The following is a 2,877-nucleotide window of genomic DNA, read 5'->3' as shown; positions in this document are numbered from 1 at the left end:
CGGGGTTTTTGGGTATAAACCCTGGCGATGACCTACTCTCGCATGGCTTGAGCCACACTACCATCGGCGCAGCTGCGTTTCACTTCCGAGTTCGGGATGGGATCGGGTGGTTCCACAGCGCTAATTTCACCAGGGAGGCTTTTGGAGAGTCGCACTCGTCCCGGAGGGACAAGGCGCCAGCCTCGCATAGTTCTTGTGACGTAGCGTGCACTTGGATGCTCTTACGACGCTGTCGTAAAGCCAAGGCAACTTGAGGTTATATGGTCAAGCCACACGGATCATTAGTATCAGTTAGCTCAATACATTGCTGTACTTACACACCTGACCTATCAACCACATAGTCTATATGGTTCCTTCAGGGGGCTTGTGCCCCGGGAGATCTCATCTTGAGGCGCGCTTCCCGCTTAGATGCTTTCAGCGGTTATCGCTTCCGAACATAGCTACCCGGCAATGCCACTGGCGTGACAACCGGAACACCAGAGGTTCGTCCACTCCGGTCCTCTCGTACTAGGAGCAGCCCCTCTCAAATCTCCAACGCCCATGGCAGATAGGGACCGAACTGTCTCACGACGTTCTGAACCCAGCTCGCGTACCACTTTAAATGGCGAACAGCCATACCCTTGGGACCGACTACAGCCCCAGGATGTGATGAGCCGACATCGAGGTGCCAAACACCGCCGTCGATATGAACTCTTGGGCGGTATCAGCCTGTTATCCCCGGAGTACCTTTTATCCGTTGAGCGATGGCCCTTCCATACAGAACCACCGGATCACTAAGTCCTAGTTTCCTACCTGCTTGATCCGTCGATCTTGCAGTCAAGCACGCTTATGCCTTTGCACACAGTGCGCGATGTCCGACCGCGCTGAGCGTACCTTCGAGCTCCTCCGTTACTCTTTAGGAGGAGACCGCCCCAGTCAAACTACCCACCATACACGGTCCCCGACCCAGATAATGGGCCCAGGTTAGAACGTCAAGCACGACAGGGTGGTATTTCAAGGATGGCTCCGCCACAGCTAGCGCCATGGTTTCATAGCCTCCCACCTATCCTACACAGACGAACTCAACGTTCAGTGTAAAGCTATAGTAAAGGTTCACGGGGTCTTTCCGTCTTGCCACGGGAACGCTGCATCTTCACAGCGATTTCAATTTCACTGAGTCTCGGGTGGAGACAGCGCCGCTGTCGTTACGCCATTCGTGCAGGTCGGAACTTACCCGACAAGGAATTTCGCTACCTTAGGACCGTTATAGTTACGGCCGCCGTTTACTGGGGCTTCGATCAAGAGCTTCGCCTTGCGGCTGACCCCATCAATTAACCTTCCAGCACCGGGCAGGCGTCACACCCTATACGTCCACTTTCGTGTTTGCAGAGTGCTGTGTTTTTGATAAACAGTCGCAGCGGCCTGGTTACTGCGACCCTCTTCAGCTATAGCTCGCACGAGCCACCAAAAAGGGTGCACCTTCTCCCGAAGTTACGGTGCCATGTTGCCTAGTTCCTTCACCCGAGTTCTCTCAAGCGCCTGAGAATTCTCATCCTACCCACCTGTGTCGGTTTACGGTACGGTCTGCGTAAGCTGAAGCTTAGGAGCTTTTCCTGGAAGCGTGGTATCAGTGACTTCGCCATAAAGGCTCGTCTCGGTGCTCGGTCTTAAAGGATCCCGGATTTGCCAAAGATCCAAACCTACCGCCTTTCCCCAGGACAACCAACGCCTGGTACACCTAACCTTCTCCGTCCCTCCATCGCACTTACGCGAGGTGCAGGAATATTAACCTGCTTCCCATCGACTACGACTTTCGTCCTCGCCTTAGGGGCCGACTCACCCTGCGCCGATTAACGTTGCGCAAGGAAACCTTGGGCTTTCGGCGTGCGGGTTTTTCACCCGCATTATCGTTACTCATGTCAGCATTCGCACTTCCGATACCTCCAGCAGACTTCTCAATCCACCTTCAACGGCTTACGGAACGCTCCTCTACCGCGTACATATAAATATGCACACCCCAAGCTTCGGTTCACTGCTTAGCCCCGTTAAATCTTCCCCGCAGACCGACTCGACCAGTGAGCTATTACGCTTTCTTTAAAGGGTGGCTGCTTCTAAGCCAACCTCCTGGCTGTCTGTGCCTTTCCACATGGTTTTCCACTTAGCAGTGAATTTGGGACCTTAGCTGTGGGTCTGGGTTGTTTCCCTTTTCACGACGGACGTTAGCACCCGCCGTGTGTCTCCCATACAGTCCGTCTCGGTATTCGGAGTTTGCAATGGTTTGGTAAGTCGCGATGACCCCCTAGCCATAACAGTGCTCTACCCCCGAGAGGATACATATGAGGCGCTACCTAAATAGCTTTCGAGGAGAACCAGCTATCTCCGGGTTCGATTAGCTTTTCACTCCTAATCACAGCTCATCCCCGTCTTTTGCAACAGACGTGGGTTCGGGCCTCCAGTACCTGTTACGGCACCTTCACCCTGGCCATGACTAGATCACCCGGTTTCGGGTCTACTGCCCGCGACTATGCGCCCTTATCAGACTCGGTTTCCCTTCGCCTCCCCTATACGGTTAAGCTTGCCACGAACAGTAAGTCGCTGACCCATTATACAAAAGGTACGCAGTCACTCCTTGCGGAGCTCCTACTGCTTGTACGCACACGGTTTCAGGATCTATTTCACTCCCCTCTCCGGGGTTCTTTTCGCCTTTCCCTCACGGTACTGGTTCACTATCGGTCGGTCAGTAGTATTTAGCCTTGGAGGATGGTCCCCCCATGTTCAGACAGGGTTTCACGTGCCCCGCCCTACTCGTCTTCACTGAAATGGCCCTTTCAGATACAGGGCTATCACCTTCTATGGCCGCTCTTTCCAGAGCGTTTTCCTAGAACCAAATCAGCTTAA

2 rRNA genes (1 of these 2 running past the window's edge) are annotated in these 2,877 nt (G+C 53.7%); both read right to left on the bottom strand.

Going from position 1 to position 2,877, the window contains the following annotated elements:
• Positions 1 to 19 precede the first annotated feature (19 nt).
• A 5S ribosomal RNA gene (rrf, locus tag FJU31_RS19180) occupies positions 20 to 134 on the bottom strand.
• 126 nt (positions 135 to 260) lie between these two features.
• Positions 261 to 2,877, bottom strand: a 23S ribosomal RNA gene (locus FJU31_RS19175) (it continues 264 nt past the right edge of the window).

It is taken from the genome of Stenotrophomonas cyclobalanopsidis (genome assembly GCF_008710035.1).
GTDB classification, from domain to species: Bacteria; Pseudomonadota; Gammaproteobacteria; order Xanthomonadales; family Xanthomonadaceae; genus Stenotrophomonas; species Stenotrophomonas cyclobalanopsidis.
This window is presented reverse-complemented; position numbering and strand designations above follow the sequence as displayed.